This window comes from Cyanobium sp. Candia 9D4 (assembly GCF_024346155.1).
In the GTDB taxonomy this organism is placed as follows: Bacteria; Cyanobacteriota; Cyanobacteriia; order PCC-6307; family Cyanobiaceae; genus Cyanobium; species Cyanobium minutissimum.
In genome coordinates this window covers 14,788-33,750 of the sequence record NZ_JAGQCK010000005.1, presented here as the reverse complement: position 1 = coordinate 33,750, position 18,963 = coordinate 14,788, and the positions used below count along the sequence as shown (strand labels likewise).

Here is an 18,963-nt window from a genome sequence, read left to right as displayed (position 1 = left end):
CAGCCCCTAGCTTCGACATCGACGTTCTGCCGGATCGAGAGTGTTGGCGGCGCAGACGCCCTCCGGACCAGGCCTCTCTCCGCTGGTCAGCCAGCGTGAGCGTTCCCTCTGCAACGGCATCAGCCCCTGGCTGTCCCCCGTGGCGATGGTGGTCACCATCGACCTGGCGCTGCGGGGCTATTTCGGCGAGCTGACGGTGCTCGATCGCGAGCACCTGCCCCGCGACGGGGCGGTGCTGCTGGCCCCCACCCACCGGGCCCGCTGGGACGCGCTGATGCTCCCCTGGGCGGCGGGCCGCCGGGTCACGGGCCGGGACTGCCGCTTCATGGTCACGGCCGATGAGATGAAGGGGCTGCAGGGATGGTTCCTGCACCGCCTCGGCTGCTTCCCTGTGAACCAGGGACGCCCCACCCTGGCCAGCCTGCGGTTCTCGGTGGAGCTGCTGGCCTGCGGTCAGCAGCTGGTGGTGTTCCCCGAGGGCCGCATCCGGCGCGAGGACGGTCCGATCCGTCTGCACCAAGGGCTGGCCCGACTGGCCCTGCTGGCCGCCAGCCAGGGCGTGGACGTGCCGGTGGTCCCGGTGGGCCTCGCCTATGGCCACGCCGATCCCCGCCCCGGTGACCAGGCCGCCGTCTGTTTCGGCCGCCCCCTGCGGGCGGCGGGCCAGGGACGCCAGGCGGCCCTGGACTTCAGCGCCGAGCTCGCCGCCGCCATGGAGTCGGCCGAGCAAGCGGCCCGCCTCGTGGTGGGTCGCCCGATCGGCTCCCCGTAAAGTTCGGCCGTTACCCGTCAGGCGTCGACGTGATCAGGCCTTCCGCCGTTTCTGTCCTCCGATCCGCCCGGCCATCGGGCCTCGCCGGGGTCTGCGGCAGCTGCCTGGCCCTGCTGGCCCTGGCCCAGCCGCTCCTGCCGCCGCCCGCCCGGGCCCAGGCCGCTCCCCAGACGGTCCAGCCCGCCGGCACCGATCTCAACCTTTCTGCGGTCAAGACCCTCCTGTCGCGGGGCGATGCGGCGGTGGCCAGCGGCAACCTGGCCGAGGGCCGCCGCCTCTACGACCTGGCCCGCGATGCCAGCCGCCGCCTGCTCGGCTTCTACCGCGACCTGAGCGGCTCCTTCCGGGGTCTCGATGCCCGCATCCCCCGGGAGATGGATGACAAGGGCCGGGAGGCCCTGACCCTGCTGGCCGAGTCCAACCTGCGGCTGGCGGCCCTGTTCCGCCGCCAGAACCAGCCCGAGGTGGCCATCCCCCTGCTGGTCGAGGTGGTGAAGATCATGACTCCCACCAACGAGGCTGGCCGCAAGGCCTATCAGCAGCTGGTGGAGCTGGGCTTCGTGATCACCCCGTACAACGCCCCGGGATCGACCGCCGGTGGGTGATCGTCCTTAGATTCCAGCCTTCCGTCATCTCCCCGATCCCCGCCGCCATGGTGCAACCGGAGCAGGTCAAGGACGCGATTCTGCGCGCGCTCCCCGATGCCGCCGTTGAGGTGGAGGATCTCACCGGGGGCGGTGACCACCTGCAGGTGAAGGTGGTGTCCGGTGCCTTCGCCGGCCTCAACCGGGTGCGCCAGCACCAGCTCGTCTACGGCGCCCTGCGCAGCGAGCTGGCCAGCGAGGCGATCCATGCCCTGGCCCTGCAGACCTCCCTTCCTTCCTGACGTTCCCCCTCCGCGATTCCGACCATGGATGCCAGCACCCGTCAACGCATCGACGCCCTGATCAGCGCCAGCCCGGTGATGGTCTTCATGAAGGGCAACAAACTGATGCCTCAGTGTGGATTCTCTAACAACGTCGTCCAGATCCTGCAGTCGCTGGGTGTGCCTTTCGAGACCTTCGACGTCCTCTCCGACATGGAGATCCGCCAGGGGATCAAGGAGTTCTCCGACTGGCCCACCATTCCCCAGGTGTATGTGAAAGGGGAGTTCCTTGGCGGCTCCGACATCCTCATTGAGATGTACAACAGCGGTGAGCTGCGCGAGAAGCTGGAAGTGGCCCTGGCCTCCTAACGGCTCCGCTCCATCAGCAGGCGGGGCTGGCCGTCGGGCCCCAGGAAGCTGGAGGGGTCCTGGATCCAGCGGTCGATCAGTTCCTCCAGCCGGCGCTGCGAGTGGTGATCCAGCACGGCCGTGCGACGCAGGGCGTGGAGGTAGCCGTCCGCGTACAGCCGCAGCTCGGAGGGCCCGTGGTGACGGTCGGACAGGGCCTGGCAGGCATCACACAGGGACTGGAAGTGGCGGATCGCGTCGGGGTGTTGGAGTGCTGTCATGGCTGGGGTCGGGCCCCTGGGGTCATGGTGGCGGCGAGAGCCGGCAGATGCCACCATCCTGCCGTGCCGGGACCGTCATCAGGGGGCGGACAGTTGACAAGGCATCGCCCGTCACCGGCGTCCCCGCACATTTCCAGTTAGCGTTGGCACACTCAATCGGCTGTCGGCACTTCCGCTTCTGATTTCATCGTGATGCCGAGGAGATGCCCGTGGCCCAGGACAAGCTGACTGACCCAGGAGGAACACCTCGCCGCGTCCTCGTGGTGGACCCCCACGCGACCCTCCGGACGGTTCTTGCCCAGCGTCTGCGCCAGGATGGGCATCTGGCCGCCGCCGTCGCCACGGCCCGCGAAGCCCTGGAGATCTGCCAGGAGCAGTCCCCCGATCTGCTGGTGAGCGCCGAGCTGCTCGAGGAGACCTCGGCCCTGCGCCTCGCCGCCCAGCTGCACTGCCAGGTAATGGTGCTCACGGCCCGCTCCGGTTCGGAACCCGTGGTGGCCCTGCTCGATGCCGGCGCCGACGACGTGCTGCGCAAGCCCTTCGGTCTCGAGGAGCTGGCGGCCCGCTGCCGCACCCTGCTGCGCCGCAGCGGCAGCGGTCTCCAGGAACGGGTCTGTGTGGGCCCCCTGGAAGTGCACCTGCTGCTGCGTCAGGTCACCCTGCGGGACCAGCCGGTGGAGCTCAGCCCGCGGGAGTTTGCCCTGCTCTGCGCCCTGCTGATGCCGCCGGGGGTGGTCCGCAGCCGCCAGGAACTGCTGCGCATGGCCTGGCCCCCCTTCAGTGGCGGCCCCCGCTCGGTCGACACCCAGGTGCTGACCCTGCGCCGCAAGCTCGAACAGGCCGGACTGGGGGAGGGCGGCGCCATCGAAACGATGCGGCAGCAGGGTTACCGCTTCAGTCTCGACACCCTGCCGGAGTTCAGCGAGGAGGCTGCTGGCGCCGCCGGCTCGGGTCTGCTGGTGTCGTCCCCAAGCAGCGCCTCCCGCCTCAACTAGGGACGTTCAGGCCGGCCGCAGAATCAGGGCCGCCGCTTCCCCCGCAAGCAGGAGCCCACACAGCAGGGCCAGCAGCCGGTAGGTCCAGGGTGGGCTGATCCGACCGATGCCCTCGGTGGCGATGCCGGTGGCAGCGCTGAAGCCCTCCAGAAAGTCCTCGAAACGGGCCACCCGTTGGGGCAGCAGCCAGGCGGCGCCACTGCGTTCCCCCTCGGAGCTGGCCGTGCGCACGTAGTACACCCTTCCGCCCTGGCTGGTGGTGACCGGGGTGAGGGCGGTGATGCGATCCCAGGGCAGCTGCCAGCCACGGCGCAGCAGCCAGGAGCACCAGGGGGGATGGCCCACCCGCAGCTGGCGCTCGTCCAGCTCGACCCGCTCACTGGTGATGGCGACCACCAGCAGCAGGCCGGCGATGGCGGCCAGCAGCAGGGGCAGGCACAGGGATGGCGGCGCCAGCACCGGCAGGGGCAGGACGAGGGCCAGGTAAAGGGCGAGCAGGGTGAAGCGGATCAGCGGCGCCATCGGGTAGCGCTGGGCCGTCGGGGTGGGGCTCATCGGTCGTCGGGGGAACCGGGCAGGGGCTCGATCACCTCCGAGGGCTGGTAGCGGCCCCCGAACACCTCCGCCTCCCGCCCTTTCCAGAACTCGCCCAGCCGCATCAGGTCGGCGTGGGCCTCCCCGAGCCGTTCGACGTACTCGTTGGGCTCCATGGTGTCTTTGGCCTCCTTGAGCTTGCTGAGCCGCAGCAGGTGCCACACCCAGGGTTTGCCCATCTCACCGCGGGCCTCCAGGTAGCGCGCCAGGTCGGAGGAGCTGGGAATCGGAGCCGCCATGGATGCGCAATAAATGTTTACATATTTTACGGCCGACCCCGCTCCGGCGTGGCCGGCCGCCCGGGTCGCGGCTGGTGGCTGGGCCGCCGGTCAGTAGAGATCGGGCCGGAGATCCTCGTGGTAGCGGGTGGCGGCGGGGTGGGTGGGCCCGTACTCGCCGGGCCGGCAGTCGGCGATCAGCAGCGTCGGCTCCGGCCGGGCGGCCGCCAGCACATCGCCATGGGGGCCGCAGATGACACTGTTGCCCAGGTACGCCGCCATCACCCGGCCGTTCACCGTCTCCTCGCCACAGCGGTTGGCGTAGGCCACGAAGCAGCCGTTCTGGAAGGCGTGGGCGGGGATCAGGGTGCGGGACACATCCGGGTAGGGCCGGTCGGTGCGCTCGCCGGTGCTCAGCTCGGCCCAGGCATCGGCGGCGGTGGGGATCAGCACCAGCTGCGCCCCCTCCAGGGCCAGCCGCCGGGTGAGCTCGGGGAACTCGGCCTCGTAGCAGTTGAGCAGGCCCACCCCCAGCCCGTTCACCGGCTGGACCGTGAACGCCGCCCCTTCCTCGGTGTGACGGTAGCCGGCAGTCCAGCAGCGTTTCTCGTCCGGCCCCCAGAGGTGGGTCTTGCGGTAGTTGCGCAGCAGGCTGCCGTCCCGGTCGAACAGGGCAATGGCGTCGTAGAAGCGCTCCTCGCCGGCCACGGTGGCCCGTTCGGGGTAGGGACAGGCCACCGCCAGACCGTGGCGGCGCGCGGCGGCCGCCACCCGCCCCAGGCTGGGCCCCTCCACCGGCTCGGCCAGCTGCCGCGCGATGGCGGGCGTGACGATGTAGCCGCTCAGATACAGCTCTGGGAAGGCCAGCAGCTGCACTCCCTGCCCCGCCGCCAGCTCACAGACCCGCTCCAGGCGCTCCAGGTTCTCGTCGACGGCCTCGGGGGTGCCGGCGCTGCCGCTGCCCTGCCAGATCCCCAGCCGCAGGCCCTCGCCGGCGGCCGGTGGCTGCGGCCTCACGACGCAGTGCAGGCGATGGTCGGGAACCATGGGCATGGGGTGCGCGGCAGCGGAAGAGTTGATGGGCTCCGGCCGCTTCAGGCCGGCAGGTTCCAGGGGTTGAGGCCCAGGTCAGCACCGATGCGGTGGGCGCAGGCGAAGCCGCTGAAGGCCACCGCGTTCAGGCCCTGGCCGGGGAAGCAGGAATCCCCGACGCAGTAGAGGTCGGGGATGGCGGTGCGGTTGAAGGGCATCGGCAGCAGGCCGGGCAGCCGCAGGGCCGGCACCGGCCCGTAGCTGCCGCCGTGGCGGCCCAGGAAGCGGCGGTGGCTGCGGGGGGTGCCGATCTCCCGGTGGGTGATCGCCCCCTCCAGGCCCGGCAGGATCGCCTCCAGGCGGCGGATCAGGCGGGAGGCGGCGGCCTCCTTGGCGGCCCGGTAGGCCCCCGGGGCCAGCCCCTGCCAGGGGGCCATCTCCGAGGGGGTGAAGGTGTGCACGATGTGGTGGCCGGCCGGGGCCAGGGAGGGATCGAGCAGCGTCGGGATCGAGACGAAGATCACCCCCTGCTCGGCCTCCATGTCCTCCCAGCGCTCCAGCAGCAGGTGGTGGACATGGCTGCCGGGGGGGATCGCTTCGGCCCGCACCCCCAGATGCAGGGAGAGGAAGGAGGAGGAGGGCCGGTAGCGCCGCCGCCAGGTCTGCTCGGCCGCCGGGGTGTGGGCCTCGTCCACCAGGGAGCCGAAGGTGTCCCAGCGGGTCGCGTTGCTCACCACCCGGCGGGCGCGGATCTCCTCGCCACTGGCCAGCCGCACCCCCACGGCGCGGGTCTGGGGTCCCTCGCCCTCCAGCAGCACCTTCACCACCCGCGAGCGGTAGTGAATCGTGCCGCCGTGGCGGCGCAGGCCCGCCACCAGCTTCTCGGCGATCACGCCGACGCCGCCTTTCGGGTAGTTGATGCCGCCGGCGTGGCGATCGGAGAACACCATGCCGGCGTTGATCATCGGCGTGCGATCGGCGGGCATCACCGACCAGCAGAAGCACTCCATGTCGATGAACTTGAGCAGGGCCGGATCGCTGATGTGGGCACGGGCCACGGCGCCCACGTTCACCGGCAGCCAGCGGGCCAGCCCCAGGCAGGCCAGGGGCGCGCGGAAGAACACCTTGGCCAGGTAGGCGGGGTCCTCCAGCGACAGCAGCGGCATCGCATCGAGGCAGCGGAACACCTGCCAGCAGGTGTCGTAGAAGGCGCGGATCCCCTTGGCCTCATGGGGGAACAGGGCGGTGAGATCAGCGATGAAACGCTCGTAGTCGCGGTCGACCGCCACCGACAGGCCGCCGGGCAGGTGGTAGGCCAGCTGGGCGGGGTCGGGGATCGTTTCGCAGTGCTCGCCCACATCGGCCAGGGCGCGGGTGAGCAGGTTGGTGTGGCCCTTCTCGCCGAAGCCGAAGATCATCGAGGCGCCGACGTCGAAGGTGTAGCCCTGGCGCTGGAAGCTGCCTCCGCTGCCGCCGGGGATCAGGTAGCGCTCCAGCACCAAGACCTGCGCCCCCTTGGCCGCCAGCTGGCTGGCTGTGACCAGTCCGCCGATCCCCGAGCCGATCACGACCACGTCCCAGGGGCGGCCATCGGCCGCGGTGAGGGGAGCGGCGGCGGAAGAAGGGACGGTGACGGTCACCGGAACCAGGCGAACGGGAGCGGCCCGACCCTAGGAAGCGGCCCGGCTCCGGCGGGCGGGCCGGCTCAGCCGGCGGCCATCGCCACCGCCGAAGTTGCGGCCTGGCGTTGTGCGTCCCAGGCGGCCAGGTCCGCCAGGGCCCGGTCGCGGTAGGCCCCGTAGCGGCGGCGTTTGTCGCGGATGCGCTCCGGCAGCTCCGGCATCAGGCCGAAGCTGGGGGGCATGGGCTGGAAGCCCCCCTTGCGGGCGCCGTGGCTGCGCTCCACCTCACTGATGAAGGCCAGCAGGGCCCCGGCCATGGTGGTGGGCGGCAGGCTCAGGGGCGGCAGGCCCCGCACCAGCCGGACGGCGTTGGTGCCGGCCAGCCAGCCGCCCGCCACCGCGGCGGCGTAGCCCTCGGTGCCGGTGATCTGCCCGGCAGCCAGCAGGGTGGGCCGCTGGCGGAACTGCAGGGTGGGCTGGAGGAGCTCGGGGGACTCCAGAAAGGTGTTGCGGTGCATCACCCCGAAGCGCACGAAGGAGGCGTTCTCCAGACCGGGGATCATGCGCAGCACGCGCTGTTGCTCGCCCCATTTCAGGTTGGTCTGGAAGCCGACGAGGTTCCAGAGCTGGCCGTCCTTGTCCTCCTGGCGCAGCTGCACCACCGCATGGGCCCGTTTGGCGCGGCGCACGTCGCGGTCGTGCAGGTCGCCCCAGCGGGGATCCCAGAGGCCGATCGGCTTGAGCGGGCCGTAGCGCATGGTGTCCTCGCCGCGGCGGGCCAGCTCTTCGATCGGCAGGCAGCCTTCGAAGAAGGTGGCACTCTCCTGCTCGAAATCCTTCAGCTCCGCCTTCTCGGCCTCCAGCAGGGCCGTGCGGAAGGCGAGGTACTGCTCCCTGTCCATGGGGCAGTTGATGTAGTCGGCGTCGCCTTTGTCGTAGCGGCTGGCCCGGAAGGCCACCGACAGATCGATCCCTTCCCCCTCCACGATCGGGCTGGCGGCATCGAAGAAGTGGCAGGACTCCCGGCCGGTGAAGCGCAGCAGGTCGTCGGCCAGGGCGGCGCCAGTGAGGGGCCCGGTGGCCAGCACGGCGATCTCCTCCGGGTCGGGCAGCGCCAGCTGCTCGCGGCGCTCCACCGTCACCAGGGGATGGGCCTCGAAGGCGGCCGTGAGGGCGGAGCTGTAGCGGCCCCGATCGACGGCCAGGGCGCCGCCGGCGGGCACCGCATGGACGTCGGCGGTGCGGATCACCAGCGATCCCAGGCGCCGCAACTCTTCCTGGAGCAGGCCGGCGGCCCGATCCGGGGAGAGGGAGCCGAAGCTGTTGCTGCAGACCAGCTCGGCGAAATCGCCGCTGTGGTGGGCCGGGGAGGGGCGCACGGGCCGCATCTCCACCAGCCGCACTGGGATCCCGGCCTCGGCGATCTGCCAGGCGGCTTCGGTGCCGGCGAGACCGGCACCGATGACAACAACCATCAGGCGCGGGCGCGCTTGAGCATCAGTTGCAGCTGACCCACGGCGGCGCGGCCGATGTTGAAGGCGGCCCAACCCACGGCCAAGAGGATCGGAGCAGCGACGAGCAGCAGCCGGAGGTCCATGGCGGGGGAGGGAAAAACGATGGCGGGATCCTAACGGAGTCCAGCGTGAACCTCCGCCAGCTGGCGATAACGATCCGCGTGCTGGCGCTGGGCTTCGATCGCGGCCGGGTCGAGCTGGCGTTTCACCACCGCCGGAGCCCCCATCACCAGGGCACCGGCGGGCACGTCGCGGGTGACCACCGAGCCGGCCGCCACCAGGGCCCCGGCCCCCACCGTGACGCCGTTGAGCACGATGGCACCGATGCCGATCAGGCAGCCGTCCTCCAGCGTGGCGCCATGGATGACGGCCCGGTGGCCGATGGTCACATCGTTGCCGATGGTCACGGGCTGGCCCGGGTCCCCGTGCAGCACGGCGCCGTCCTGCACGTTGCTGCCTTCCCCCACCCGGATGGCGCAGACATCCCCCCGGGCCACGGCGGTGGGCCAGAGGCTGGCCCCCGCCGCCAGCTCCACATCGCCGATCACCACCGCCGACGGGGCCACCCAGGCGGCGGCGTCGATGCGGGGGGCGTCCCAGCGGCTGGGCCAGGGGTCAGGGCTGGGCATGGGGCGTGGCCTCGATGGGGGGCAGAGTGCGGCGGCCGGTGGGCTTGGAGAGGGTCACCGCCGGGTGATAGCTTCCCCAGCGACGGGTCGCTAGCTCAGCGGTAGAGCATTCGGCTTTTAACCGACTGGTCCTGAGTTCGAATCTCAGGCGACCCATCCCTTTCCCTGAACAGCTTCATTGAAGGCCCGATCCGTCGGCCTCGATGGTGCGGTTTCAGCCCAGCTGCACCATCCCGCAGCGGACCCCCTTGAGCACGGCCTGCAGTCGGTTGTTGACGCCCAGGGTCTGGAGCAGGCGCTTGGTGTAGGTGCGGGCCGTGGCGTCGCTCACCACCAATTTCTGGGCGATCTCACGGTCGCTGAGGCCGCTGGCCAGCAGGTCGAGCACCTCGTACTCCCGCGGCGTCAGCCGCGGACAGCTGAGGTAGGGGAGCTTTCCGGAGCGCAGGGAGGGGCTGCGGTAGGAGTGGTGGCCCATCACGGCGATCACGGCGGCCTGCAGGGGCCGCTGGTCGTCAACGATGTCGGCTTCGGCCACCACGGCCTCCAGCCAGGGGGCGTGCTCGTACTCCGCCGGAATCACATCCCCGAGGGCCAGCATCACCACCTTGAGGTCGGGGTAGAGCTCCTTGGCCCGGCGGGTGAGGTCGAAGCCGTTGCCGCTCTCCAGGTGGTCGGTGCAGAGCAGCAGGTCGTAGGGATCCCGCTGCAGGTAGTCGAGGCAGCCCTGCTCGTGGGTGATGGCGCAGCCGATCAGGCTGCGGTCGCTGATGCTCTCGCACAGGGCCCGCAGCAGGAAGCGGCCCTTCATGGCGATCGCCACCTTTCCGCCGGACGCCACCGAGAGCAGCACCGCATCGAAGGTGTTCCCCTCCAGGCTGCCCAGGAACGGCGTGAGATCCATGGTGGCCAGGCCATCCAGGTCTCCCTCATCATCCGTTCCCGTGGGCCGGGATCAGAAGCGGAAGGTGGTCTTCACCAGGCCACCCAGCTGCCGGAAGCTGGTGTCGGGGGTGGTGAACTGCCCCAGGGGCCGGCTGAGGTAGAAGAGCGCCGGGGTGACGCTGATGTTGTCGGTGACCTGCCACTTGTACCACCACTCCCAGGCGAAGTTGCCGTCCTGGGGCGTCTGGCCGTCGGCCAGGGCCGTGGCGAAGACGGGCTGGCCCACCGCCATGCCGAGGGCATTGCCCTTGACGAAGGCGTCGTCCCACTGCAGGCCCACCATCCACGACTGGCTGGTGCGCAGGGCCCCGGGAGCCTGGGCGGTGTCGTAGCTGGTGCCGTTGATGCCCCACCCCAGGCTGATGGAGGGAATCCAGCCGGAGTTGGCCGGCTGCCAGTAGCCGCTGACGCCGAAGGCATCGGTGCGGCTGTTGGGGTTGGCCTCATAGGTGAGGCCGGTGAAGGGGGTGGTGCCCGGCACCCCCACGCCCGACTGGATGCGGGAGTAGATCGCCGCCAGCCCCCACTGCTCCCTGGCATAGGCGATCTGGACCGTGCCGGTGCCGGCTGACGCCACGGTGCCGATGCCGCCGATGTTGGGATCCCCCACATCACCATTGGCGGCCACGTAGTTGGCGCTGATGCTGAAGCCGCCCTGCTGCCACCACAGACCGGCGCCGGGTCCGAGGTTCTTGTTGTAGGCCGCCGGGGCGCCGTTGAGGGTGAACAGGTTGAGGATGGTGTCGGAGGGGTAGGCGCTCGGCCAGAGGGCGAGCATGTCCTCCTGGCCGACGCGGCCCCCGAAGGTGGCGGTGAACTGGCTGCCGATCGGGAACTGGTAGAAGATCTTGTCGATCGCCACCACGTCGCCGCAGTCGACGCCGATGCCGCAGTCCTCCTGGAACGCCGCCTCCAGGGTGGAGAGCCCACCGGTGGGGCCGGCGCCGCCGAAGGCGGAATCGGCGAAGTTGCCGGCCCGCAGGATCGTGCGCAGCAGGTCCTTGCCGGTGAAGCTCGTGTCGAAGCTCAGCTGGATGTCGTAGCTGAAGGTGGTGGCCCCCACGGCGGCCCGGGCGGCATCGACGTTGAGGGTGTCACTGCCCGAGAACGCATTGGCACCGATGACGAAGGTGGCCTGGCCGCTCAGCTTGGTGGTGGTGGAGAACTGGGTGGCTTCGAGCTCGCCCACCTTGGCCTCCAGGCCATCCACCCGGCCGCGCAGCACGGCGAGTTCCTTCTCGAACTCGGCCATCAGGCGCTTGAGCTCGTCGGTCACCTCGGTGATCCGGTCGAGGCAGGCGTTCAGCAGGGCCGCCGCTTCATAGCGGGTCATGGCCTGGCCGCCCTTGTAGGTGCCGTTCGGGTAGCCGGCGACGCAGCCGTAGCGCTCGATCAGGTTCGAGAGCGCCTGGTAGGCCCAGTCGGTGGGCTTGACGTCGGAAAACTGGTTGATGCTGGTGACCTGCTCCTGGCTCTGTCCCGTCGCACTCCTGGCGTAGCGGTTGACGGCCTCCAGGTTCAGCTCGCCGGCGCTGGCCGCGAGCGGGGCCAGGGGGGCCAGCAGGCCGGCGGTGGCGGCGGGAATCAGGTGACGCAGGGGAAGGCCCATGGAGGTGGAAGAGTTGACAGAGGAAAGGGAAGGGGCGCCGATCGGGCCGGCGCCGGAACGCGGGCTGGAGAGCGGGAAGGAACCCTCCAGCAGAGGTGCGCCTGAACAGGAAAGACCTGAGAACGATAATAGTTATCAGCAATAGCTCCCTTGCCCTGGACCGGTTCTCCCGCCGGCAGGGGGCGCCGTCGCCATCCGCCCCATCCTGTTCAGGCGCTGCTGGGGAAGGCCACCACCAAAGGAACAAGGGGCGGTGCCAACGGGCACGCGCCGTGGTCCCCTCGCGTCAGGCTCTGCGGCGCGCCGGGGGGACAGTGACAGCAGCCGCCCCTTCCTGCCCATGGCACCGACCTGCCGCTGGCGCCCAGCCCTGGCCCTGGGCCTGCCGCTCTGCCTGGGTCTGGCCCTCTCCGCCTGTGGCCCCCGTCCCGGTACGGCGGCGCCGACGGAGCGGGCCGTGGCCCAGTCCTTCGTGGAGAGGGTGGTCCTGCCGAACTACACCCAGCTGGTGGCGCAGACGGCGGCCCTGCAGGAGGCGATCCAGCGCCTCAGCGAGAACCCTTCCGATGCGCAGCTCGCGGCCACCCGTCAGGCCTGGCTGGCGGCGCGGCGGACCTGGGAGACCAGTGAAAGCTGGGCCTTCGGCCCTGCCGAGACCAACGGCTTCGACGGGGCCATGGACGACTGGCCCGTCAACGGCAAGGACCTGGCCACCGCGCTGGGCCGCCAACGCTTCGGTCCCGACACCTTCGCCGCCCTCAGCGAGACCGCCAAGGGTTTCCACGGCATCGAGTGGGTGCTCTACGGCGGCCGCACCGGCACACCGCCCACCGCGGCCCAGCTCACCCCGGGTGAACGCGCCTACCTGCGCCTCGCGGCCGATGATCTGCACCGTCAGGCGGCCGGGTTGCTGGCCAGCTGGTCGGGTCCTGAGGGCTTCGGCGCCCGGTTCAGCAGCCCCGGGGAAGCCGGCGCCGCCGTGCAGGAGATGCTGCAGGGGGTCATCGGTCTGCTGCAGGAAGGGGGCGACGAGAAACTCGGCCAACCGTTGAAAACCCGCGATCCCCGCACCCTCGAGAGTGCCGACAGCGGCAACACCCAGGCGGATCTGGTGGCCAATGTGGAAGGGGCCCGCCGGGTGTTGATGGCCACCGGTCTGGTGGACCTGATCGGCAGCCGCGATCCCGACCTGGCCCGCCAGATCGACCGCGAGAGCGCCGCGGCGGTGGCGATGGCCAAGGGGTTGCCCGACCCCCTCAATGGCGCCCTCTCCGATCCCACCGCCCGCCAGGCGATGGAGGCGCTCATCAGCCAGCTGCACAGCACGGCGAAGCTGGTGGAGCGCTCGGTGCCGCTGCTGTCCTGATGGCCCGTCCCTCCCGCGTTCTGCGGCGCGTCCTGCTGGCGCTGCTGGCACTGGCCGTGGTGCTCGGGCTCGGACTGCGGCAGGTGTGGGGAGCCGCCGATCCCCGCCAGGCCGCCGGCGCGATGACGGTGGCCAACCGCACCTCGGCCTCCTTCGAGCAACCCGCCGCCGGTCTCACTCCGGCGGAGCTGGAGCGCCACCAGGTGGCCGACGTTCTCTTCGATCGCACCCATGTGCCCCTGGAGGGCCCCGCCGGGGCGGGTCTGGGTCCCCGCTTCAATGCCGCCTCCTGCATCGCCTGCCATGTGCGCAACGGCCGGGGCCGGCCCCTGATGGGGGAATCCCTGGTGCGGGTGGCGCTGCGGAACGGGCAGCCGGTGCCGGGCCTCGGCCACCAGGTGCGGGACCGCGCTGTTTTCGGCGCCCGGCCGGATGCGGCCGTGACGGTGGCCTGGCTGGAGCGGGAGGGCCGGCGCCGGCCGGAGATCCGGCTGGAGCGTGACGGGTCCCTCGACCTGTCTGAGCGGTCGGTGGCCCGCTCCCTGCGGGTGGCGCCGCCCCTGATCGGCCTGGGCCTGCTGGAGGCGGTGCCGGAGGAGGCGATCCTGGCGCACGCCGATCCCGACGACCGCGACGGTGACGGCATCTCGGGCCGGCCCCACTGGCTGGAGGAGGGGAAGGGGACGCCGCGGCTGGGGCGTTTCGGCTGGAAAGCGGGCGCCGCCACGGTGCGCGACCAGACCGCTGCCGCCTTCCTCAACGACATGGGCCTGACCAGCCCGGGGGACATCGGCACCCGCGAGCTGGAGCTGGTGACCTACTACAGCCAGACCCTGGGCGCCCCGCGCACCGCCCTGCCGGCCACAAGCCCGGTGGTGCGACGGGGCCGGGAACTGTTCGGGACCCTGCAGTGCGCCCGTTGCCATGTCCCCCGGCTGACCACCGGCCGTTCCCCCGGGGCGGTGGCCGGGGCGATCAACGGCCAGCCGATCTGGCCCTATACCGATCTGCTGCTGCACGACATGGGCCCCGGCCTCGACGACGGGGTGGCCGAAAAGGGGGCACCGGGGCAGGAATGGCGCACGGCGCCGCTGTGGGGCCTGGGTCTGGCCCAGCGGGTGAATGGGTCGGTGGGGTTCCTCCACGACGGCCGGGCCCGCACCATCGAAGAGGCGATCCTCTGGCATGGGGGGGAGGCGGCCGCCGCCCGGGAGCGCTTCACGGCCCTGGCCCCGCTGCAGCGCCGCTCATTGCTGGACTGGTTGCAGCAGCTCTGAATCTCCGCCAGCCTCAGAGGGCGAACAGGGCGTCGTAGCGGCCGTACTCCGGTTTGCGCAGGCCTTCGACCGCCAGCATCCGCCGCAGTTCGATGATCTCGGCGCGCTGGGCCACGATCACCCCACGGGCGAAGCGCCGGATGGTGGGGTTGGTGCTTTTGGCCAGGGCGTCGTGGGCCATGATCAGCGCCCCGCCGTGGTGATGGAGCATCCCCTCCAGGAACCAGACGACACGGTTGTCGGGGGTGGGCGCCTCACCCATCATCCGCATGCCGTCGATCTGGGTCTGGCCCATGCGGGTGAGGCCCCCCAGGCTGTTGGGATCGCCGCCGCTGGCCAGGGCCACCGGATACACGGGAGCCTGGGGGTACCAGGCCTTGCGCCACAGCCCCAGGGCCCGGATCTCGTTGGCCTGGTCGCGCCAGATCGCCTTGCCCAGAGCCCCCACCCCGGGCGCCCCGATGCCGAAGACGAACTCGCTCATTCGCAGGGCGCCGGTGTGGTGCTGCACCATCCCGTCGATGAAGCGCAGGTCGTAGGTGGCTCCGGCGGGGCCCACGTCGTGGGCGTGGGCGGTGTGGGCCTGACCTCCGGCCGGGGGAGCGCCGGCCGGTGCGGGGTGATGGTGCTGGTGATGGTCGTGGTTCATGCCGCCGTGGTCCTGCGCCAGGGCTGGGACCGTCAGGCTCAGAGCACAGAAAGTCCCGAGCAAGGCGGGGGAGAAGCGGCTGTGGGACATGGGGGCTTGGGAGGAAGCCTCACCGTATGGTCTCCACTTGGCTGGAGAGTCAAGGGCACCGGCGGTCAGGCCAGTGGCACCGGCCCGAGCCGCGGCGCCAGGGCCGGATCTCCCAGGGGCGCCAGGGGTGTCTCGGAGACGGGTTGGCTGGCGTTCTGGGTGTAGGCCACGGTGTACAGCTGGGGCTCGGCCTTGAGCACCAGCCCTCTGAGCCGCTCAAGGTGCTCCGCGAAGGCAGGGCTGTCTCGCATCGCCAGATAGGCCGCCACGGAGCTGAAGTGGGCGTAGTTGACGGCCCGGGTGCGATCGAGGCTGAGGTGCAGATTGGCGCTGAGGCTGCCTGGAAAAACGCCCTGCAGGCGCTTGTATTCGCCCACCTGGGTGGCCACGAAGGCCTCGGCCCGATCCGGATCCAGGTGAAACACATTGATCAGCACGATCCCGTCGCCGACCCGGATCGTGTTGACGGGAAAGCCGTTGACGGCGCAGGCGGGAGATTCACTCATGGAGGGGGCGCACGGGGAAGGTTCAGAGGACTGGCTCAGAGGATGCCGCCGTTCACCTGGAGGGTCTGGCCGTTCACCCAGCGGGCGTCATCGGAGGCCAGAAAGGCCACCACATCCGCCAGATCGGCGGGCTGGCCGAGGCGCCCCAGGGGCGTGGAGGCGATCAGATGGGCCAGGGCCTCGGCCGGCATGATCAGTCCGTCGGTGTCGGTGACCCCGGGGCCGATCTGGTTGACGGTGATGCCTCGGGGTCCGAGTTCCTTGGCCAGGGCCATGCCGAACTGCTCCACCGCCGCCTTGCTGGCGGCATAGACCCCCGCCGCCGGCAGGGCCTGGCGGGTGGCGCCGCTGGCCAGGTTGATGATCCGGCCGCCGTCGGCCACATGGCGGGCCGCCTCCTGGAGGGCGAAGAAGGTGCCGCGGGCATTGGTGTCCATCACCCGGTCGTAGTCCGCTTCGTCGATGTCGGTGGTGGGTTTGAACACCGAGATCCCGGCGTTGTTGACGACGATGTCGAGGCGGCCGAACTGCTCGAGCACGGCGGCGAACAGGGCCCGGGTCTGGCTCACGTCGCGCAGATCGGACGCCAGCGCCAGGGCCCGCACACCACCGGCGCGGATCGTGTCGGCCACGGCTTCCGCTTTGTCGCGGTTGCCGGCGTAGGTGAGGGCCACATCGGCGCCATCGCGCCCCAGCCGTTCGGCGATGGCCCGGCCGATGCCGCGGGATCCGCCTGTGACCAGGGCCACCTTGCCTTGCAGTCGCGTCATCGTCGGCAGGGCCCTTCGGCGAGGACAAGAATGGGCCAGCAACCTATGGCCGCCGGCCCTGGAACGGAAGGACTTACCGGCAGGTGCGTTGGTGCCGACCACGGAGGCGGATCCCATCGAAGCCACCGCTTTCGTGCGCGCCGCCCTCCAGGTGCTGGAGGGGAAGTGGACGTTGCCGATCCTCTGGCAGCTGCGGCAGGGCCCCCAGCGTTATGGCGATCTGCGTCGCGTCATCCCGGAGATCAGCGACAAGCTGCTGACCCAGCGCCTGCGCGACCTGGAGCGTGATGGGCTGGTGGAACGGGAAGTGACGCCGACCCGACCGCCCCAGGTGAGCTACAGCTTCAGCGACTATGGCCGCACCCTGATCCCGGTGATTCAGTCGCTCTGTGCCTGGGGGCAGCAGCACGGGGTGCGTCAGGGTCGCCGCGACTGACCTGTCTGGGTCGGTGCCGCCTTCCAGGGGTTCCGGCCCCCAGGACAATCGTCTGATGCAACAGGTTCAGAAGAGTCCTGCCGATGGCAGCTGCAGGCCACGAACAGATTCGTGGATGCGCCATGTTCTGGCCCTCTCGCTGAGCGGGTGGTGGCTGGCAGCTCCGGCGATGGCGGCTGAAGGGGAGGCGTGCCGGAACCTGCTGGATCAGCGCCATGCCCTGGCCGAGCAGGCCATGAAGGCCGAAATCGCCCTGGTTCGAACCATCCGTGAACGGATCTGCCCGGCCCTCAGCCAGCAGGCCGATGGGGCCAATGCCAACGACCGCAACGGGCAAGCCATCGACTACCAGGCCCTGATCGACTGCCGCCACAAGGCGGAAGAACAGCTGCTGCGCAGCCAGCCGGTTCTCTACGTCAACCGCCAGCAGTTCAGGTTCTATACGGCGGCTGGAGCCAAGCTGGCCCGGCAAGCCGATGGGCTGGTGATGCCGTCGCGGGATCAGGAGTGTCCCCAGCTCCGTTGATCAACGGGCTGCCGCCACACGGTGCCGCCCAGACCCTGATCAGGCCGCAGCCGCCTCGATGATCGCCGTGGTGGTGGCTTCCACCGCCCGGGCCACCGCCTGCAGGGACGGATCACTGGACAGGCCCGCCAGCATCACCCCGGGGCGGAGCATGCCGATGCGGGTCCGGCCGGCTTCGGTGTAGACCGAGATCCGGCAGGGCAGGGCCATGTTGAGCGCCATCGTGGTGGCGAGCACCGCAGCGGCCTGCAGGGGATCGCAGACCTCGAAGATGCGGCATTCCTCAGGGAAGGCCAGGCTCTTACTGCGCAGCGTCTGGCCCAGGTCATGCATGGCGAGCACACCGAAGCCGTGGTCCGGCACCGCCTGCAGCAGGGACGCGCAGGCCTCCTCGAAGGATTTCGTGGAGTCGAGGATGAAGAACGGATCCATGGATGGGGCCTCGCGGGTTCAGGGCGTCCCATACCAGCTCCGGTACCACCCGGCCATCTGCTCGATCTCCTCGCTCTGGGCCTTCACCATCGCCTGCTGCAGGGCCTGCAACTGGGGATGCTGGCTGCCTGTCTGGGCCATCGAGGCCATCATCACGCCCATGCGGTGGTGGGGAATCATCTGCTGGATGAAGGCGCGATCGAACTCAGGGGCGTTCTTCAGCCAGGCGATATCGGTGCCCGTGCCCCCCATGCCCATGCCACCCATGGCCATCATTCCCATGCCTCCGCCATGGCCCATCGCTCCGCCCCATGCCGGCACGGAGCCGCCGAACCAGTCGCGGTACCAGGCCCGCATCTGGGCGTTCTCCTGGCTCTGGCTGGCCTTGATCGTGACGGCCAGAGCCCTGATCTCCGGTCGCTTCGCCCGGCTCAGGGCCAGGTCCGCCATGGCGATGGCGCCGTCATGATGCGGGATCATCATCACGATGAAGTGCTGATCCATCGACGGCCGGGCCCCCTGCCCGAGTCCGCCTGCCGGCGGCACCACCGAGGCCGGGGGGGCCGGGAACGCCGGAGCCCCCAGGGCCAGGATCAACGCACCGAGTCCAGCGGCGGCAACGTGACGGGCCGCCGGCTGGGTGCGGCGGGATGGGGAGCGGGCAGGGTCCATCGGAGCGTCTCCATGTCTGGGTCCTGCTTTCAGCATGGGCAGGGAAGGGGGCGCTGAAGCGAATCCGACTCAGGGCTTCACCGGCCAGCGGGCGGACGGCGCCACCCCGGCTCTCAGACGCGAAGGTTCGGGCAGATCACGTCGCTGTCCTTGGGCGGATGGCTCTGCCAGCCGGCCAGCAATCCCTGCAGTTCCGTCCTGAGCTGGCGCAGCTCCTGGATCTGGCCATCGATCCGCTCAATCTGGCGTTCCAGCTGCTTCTGGATGTCGCCGCAGGGCAGTTCACCGGCGTCGTGAACCGCCAGACAGCCCTGGATCTCCTCCAGGCTGAGGCCCAGGGTCTTGAGGCGGCGGATGAACTCCAGCCGCTGCAGGCTCTCCTCGGCGAACAGGCGGTAGCCGCCCTCGCTGCGGCCGATCGCCGGCAGCAGTCCCAGATCCTCGTAGTACCGCAGGGTCTTGACGGTCATCCCGCTGCGGCGGGCCAGCAGGCCGATCTTCATGCCGATGGCCTGCATGGCTCCAACTCTCCATCGTGAGGGAGAGTCTAGACGGGGCCCCCGCCCGGGGCCGCTCAGCCCTTGTCGTCGGCCAGGCGGGCGGCGGCCTCACTGACCTGCTTGGCCATGGACCTGGCGCTGTCCTTGAGATCCTCGGCCGCATTCATGACCGAGGCCTGGACCTGCTTGGCCTTGCCCTTGACCTGGTGGCCCGTGTCCCCTGTCAGTTCCCCCAGGGCCGATTCCAGCTTGCCCTCGGCATCCTTGGCGGCAGCATCGGCTTTGTTCGACATGGTTCGCTCAGCGTTGGGATGG

The 18,963-nt window shown here is 70.4% G+C and carries 26 protein-coding genes and 1 tRNA gene; 10 read left to right on the top strand and 17 right to left on the bottom strand.

The window, feature by feature from the left end; all coding sequences use genetic code 11:
• Positions 1 to 43 precede the first annotated feature (43 nt).
• From KBZ08_RS11395 to grxD, 4 genes are read left to right on the top strand one after another with little or no spacing between them, the layout of a single operon-like run.
• Positions 44 to 772 carry a 1-acyl-sn-glycerol-3-phosphate acyltransferase gene (locus KBZ08_RS11395; protein ID WP_219904444.1) on the top strand — a complete coding sequence of 243 codons (729 nt, stop codon included), beginning with the start codon at positions 44 to 46 and terminating at the stop codon, positions 770 to 772.
• A 29-nt stretch (positions 773 to 801) separates the two neighbouring features.
• Positions 802 to 1,377, top strand: a complete 576-nt coding sequence (locus KBZ08_RS11390; protein ID WP_106222640.1) for a hypothetical protein — start codon at positions 802 to 804, stop codon at positions 1,375 to 1,377.
• Positions 1,378 to 1,424: 47 nt separating this feature from the next.
• Positions 1,425 to 1,658 (top strand): BolA family protein, encoded by a 234-nt coding sequence (locus KBZ08_RS11385; RefSeq protein WP_015108536.1) that lies wholly within the window; start codon positions 1,425 to 1,427, stop codon positions 1,656 to 1,658.
• Positions 1,659 to 1,682: 24 nt separating this feature from the next.
• Entirely contained in the window at positions 1,683 to 2,006 is a 324-nt protein-coding gene (gene grxD, locus KBZ08_RS11380) for a Grx4 family monothiol glutaredoxin (protein WP_106222641.1), read from the top strand.
• Here grxD and KBZ08_RS11375 read toward each other — a convergent pair.
• A complete protein-coding gene (locus KBZ08_RS11375) occupies positions 2,003 to 2,266 on the bottom strand; it encodes a DUF6761 family protein (RefSeq protein WP_015108534.1) in 264 nt (87 codons plus the stop codon). The two genes, grxD and KBZ08_RS11375, sit on opposite strands and share 4 nt — an antisense overlap.
• Positions 2,267 to 2,469: 203 nt before the next feature.
• On the opposite strand from KBZ08_RS11375, the gene KBZ08_RS11370 reads away from it, so the two are divergent.
• The gene (locus KBZ08_RS11370) at positions 2,470 to 3,261 is read left to right on the top strand and encodes a response regulator transcription factor (protein ID WP_106222642.1); all 792 of its coding nucleotides are present in this window, start codon (positions 2,470 to 2,472) and stop codon (positions 3,259 to 3,261) included.
• A 6-nt stretch (positions 3,262 to 3,267) separates the two neighbouring features.
• On the opposite strand, the gene KBZ08_RS11365 is transcribed toward KBZ08_RS11370, so the two are convergent.
• From KBZ08_RS11365 to KBZ08_RS11335, 7 genes are all read right to left on the bottom strand, one after another.
• Positions 3,268 to 3,816 carry a hypothetical protein gene (locus KBZ08_RS11365; RefSeq protein ID WP_254973047.1) on the bottom strand — a complete coding sequence of 183 codons (549 nt, stop codon included), beginning with the start codon at positions 3,814 to 3,816 and terminating at the stop codon, positions 3,268 to 3,270.
• A complete protein-coding gene (locus tag KBZ08_RS11360; RefSeq protein WP_106222644.1) occupies positions 3,813 to 4,094 on the bottom strand; it encodes a hypothetical protein in 282 nt (93 codons plus the stop codon). Before KBZ08_RS11360 ends, KBZ08_RS11365 begins: the two co-directional genes overlap by 4 nt.
• Before the next feature lie 90 nt (positions 4,095 to 4,184).
• Positions 4,185 to 5,126: a carbon-nitrogen hydrolase family protein gene (locus KBZ08_RS11355; protein ID WP_254973045.1), complete on the bottom strand. Its 942-nt coding sequence runs from the start codon at positions 5,124 to 5,126 to the stop codon at positions 4,185 to 4,187.
• Positions 5,127 to 5,167: 41 nt separating this feature from the next.
• Entirely contained in the window at positions 5,168 to 6,745 is a 1,578-nt protein-coding gene (gene crtH, locus KBZ08_RS11350; protein WP_254973044.1) for a carotenoid isomerase, read from the bottom strand.
• 65 nt (positions 6,746 to 6,810) lie between these two features.
• Positions 6,811 to 8,202, bottom strand: a complete 1,392-nt coding sequence (gene trmFO, locus KBZ08_RS11345) for an FADH(2)-oxidizing methylenetetrahydrofolate--tRNA-(uracil(54)-C(5))-methyltransferase TrmFO (RefSeq protein WP_254973042.1) — start codon at positions 8,200 to 8,202, stop codon at positions 6,811 to 6,813.
• On the bottom strand, positions 8,202 to 8,324 hold the full coding sequence (locus tag KBZ08_RS11340; protein WP_015108528.1) for a photosystem II protein Y: 123 nt from the start codon (positions 8,322 to 8,324) through the stop codon (positions 8,202 to 8,204). Before KBZ08_RS11340 ends, trmFO begins: the two co-directional genes overlap by 1 nt.
• Positions 8,325 to 8,354: 30 nt before the next feature.
• Positions 8,355 to 8,870, bottom strand: a complete 516-nt coding sequence (locus KBZ08_RS11335; RefSeq protein ID WP_254973040.1) for a gamma carbonic anhydrase family protein — start codon at positions 8,868 to 8,870, stop codon at positions 8,355 to 8,357.
• A gap of 84 nt (positions 8,871 to 8,954) precedes the next feature.
• On the opposite strand from KBZ08_RS11335, the gene KBZ08_RS11330 reads away from it, so the two are divergent.
• Positions 8,955 to 9,026, top strand: a tRNA-Lys gene (locus tag KBZ08_RS11330).
• 58 nt (positions 9,027 to 9,084) lie between these two features.
• Here KBZ08_RS11330 and KBZ08_RS11325 read toward each other — a convergent pair.
• Positions 9,085 to 9,774 carry a response regulator transcription factor gene (locus KBZ08_RS11325; protein WP_106222648.1) on the bottom strand — a complete coding sequence of 230 codons (690 nt, stop codon included), beginning with the start codon at positions 9,772 to 9,774 and terminating at the stop codon, positions 9,085 to 9,087.
• A gap of 51 nt (positions 9,775 to 9,825) precedes the next feature.
• Entirely contained in the window at positions 9,826 to 11,424 is a 1,599-nt protein-coding gene (locus KBZ08_RS11320; protein ID WP_254973039.1) for an iron uptake porin, read from the bottom strand.
• A 340-nt stretch (positions 11,425 to 11,764) separates the two neighbouring features.
• Here KBZ08_RS11320 and KBZ08_RS11315 point away from each other — a divergent pair, with 340 nt between their 5' ends.
• Positions 11,765 to 12,790 carry an imelysin family protein gene (locus KBZ08_RS11315; protein ID WP_254973037.1) on the top strand — a complete coding sequence of 342 codons (1,026 nt, stop codon included), beginning with the start codon at positions 11,765 to 11,767 and terminating at the stop codon, positions 12,788 to 12,790.
• Positions 12,790 to 14,067: a di-heme oxidoredictase family protein gene (locus KBZ08_RS11310; RefSeq protein WP_254973035.1), complete on the top strand. Its 1,278-nt coding sequence runs from the start codon at positions 12,790 to 12,792 to the stop codon at positions 14,065 to 14,067. Before KBZ08_RS11315 ends, KBZ08_RS11310 begins: the two co-directional genes overlap by 1 nt.
• 13 nt (positions 14,068 to 14,080) lie before the next feature.
• Here KBZ08_RS11310 and KBZ08_RS11305 read toward each other — a convergent pair whose 3' ends face one another.
• The 3 genes from KBZ08_RS11305 to KBZ08_RS11295 form a co-directional block, all read right to left on the bottom strand.
• Positions 14,081 to 14,806 (bottom strand): DUF305 domain-containing protein, encoded by a 726-nt coding sequence (locus KBZ08_RS11305; protein WP_254973034.1) that lies wholly within the window; start codon positions 14,804 to 14,806, stop codon positions 14,081 to 14,083.
• A gap of 65 nt (positions 14,807 to 14,871) precedes the next feature.
• Positions 14,872 to 15,312, bottom strand: coding sequence for a putative quinol monooxygenase (locus KBZ08_RS11300; protein WP_254973032.1), 441 nt, complete (start codon positions 15,310 to 15,312; stop codon positions 14,872 to 14,874).
• A 35-nt stretch (positions 15,313 to 15,347) separates the two neighbouring features.
• Entirely contained in the window at positions 15,348 to 16,082 is a 735-nt protein-coding gene (locus KBZ08_RS11295; RefSeq protein ID WP_254973030.1) for a glucose 1-dehydrogenase, read from the bottom strand.
• 91 nt (positions 16,083 to 16,173) lie between these two features.
• On the opposite strand from KBZ08_RS11295, the gene KBZ08_RS11290 reads away from it, so the two are divergent.
• Both KBZ08_RS11290 and KBZ08_RS11285 read left to right on the top strand, forming a co-directional pair.
• Positions 16,174 to 16,518, top strand: a complete 345-nt coding sequence (locus tag KBZ08_RS11290) for a helix-turn-helix domain-containing protein (RefSeq protein WP_254973240.1) — start codon at positions 16,174 to 16,176, stop codon at positions 16,516 to 16,518.
• 115 nt (positions 16,519 to 16,633) lie between these two features.
• On the top strand, positions 16,634 to 17,044 hold the full coding sequence (locus KBZ08_RS11285) for a hypothetical protein (protein WP_254973028.1): 411 nt from the start codon (positions 16,634 to 16,636) through the stop codon (positions 17,042 to 17,044).
• A gap of 39 nt (positions 17,045 to 17,083) precedes the next feature.
• On the opposite strand, the gene KBZ08_RS11280 is transcribed toward KBZ08_RS11285, so the two are convergent.
• The 4 genes from KBZ08_RS11280 to KBZ08_RS11265 form a co-directional block, all read right to left on the bottom strand.
• Complete coding sequence (locus KBZ08_RS11280; protein WP_254973026.1) at positions 17,084 to 17,476, bottom strand: DUF302 domain-containing protein; 393 nt, start codon at positions 17,474 to 17,476, stop codon at positions 17,084 to 17,086.
• Positions 17,477 to 17,494: 18 nt separating this feature from the next.
• Positions 17,495 to 18,148, bottom strand: coding sequence for a DUF305 domain-containing protein (locus tag KBZ08_RS11275; protein ID WP_106222657.1), 654 nt, complete (start codon positions 18,146 to 18,148; stop codon positions 17,495 to 17,497).
• A 113-nt stretch (positions 18,149 to 18,261) separates the two neighbouring features.
• Positions 18,262 to 18,666, bottom strand: coding sequence for a heavy metal-responsive transcriptional regulator (locus tag KBZ08_RS11270; protein ID WP_106222658.1), 405 nt, complete (start codon positions 18,664 to 18,666; stop codon positions 18,262 to 18,264).
• Between the two features lie 56 nt (positions 18,667 to 18,722).
• Complete coding sequence (locus KBZ08_RS11265) at positions 18,723 to 18,941, bottom strand: CsbD family protein (protein ID WP_106222659.1); 219 nt, start codon at positions 18,939 to 18,941, stop codon at positions 18,723 to 18,725.
• Between the last annotated feature and the right edge of the window lie 22 nt (positions 18,942 to 18,963).